The sequence below is a fragment of the Sedimentibacter sp. B4 genome, assembly GCF_000309315.1.
GTDB classification, from domain to species: Bacteria; Bacillota; Clostridia; order Tissierellales; family Sedimentibacteraceae; genus Sedimentibacter; species Sedimentibacter saalensis.
The window spans coordinates 1-237 of record NZ_CANG01000801.1; the positions used below are offsets into that span (position 1 = coordinate 1).

General features: G+C 72.2%; 1 protein-coding gene. It reads left to right on the forward strand.

What is annotated here, in order from left to right:
* Window positions 1–227 (forward strand): hypothetical protein (locus BN358_RS26985; protein ID WP_040583560.1); only part of this gene is annotated, 227 nt, incomplete at its 5' end.
* Window positions 228–237 lie beyond the last annotated feature (10 nt).

A 237-nucleotide genomic window follows, 5' to 3' on the forward strand; every position in this document is an offset into this window, starting at 1 on the left:
GGGCAGCGCTGCGTGACGAGCTGCTGGCCGCCCACGCCGAACTCACCGCGGAGGTGCTCGCCGGGGTCGATCCGGACGGGACGCCCGAGGCCCTGATCGAGGCGTGGCTGGCGTCCCATCCTGGTTGTGCGGGTCGGATCGAGACGATTCACCACCTCGCCGACGGTCCCGCCGACGTGGCCCGGATGAACGTGGGGCTCGCGCAGGTGCGCTCGATGCTCGCCTGAGCGGGTACCA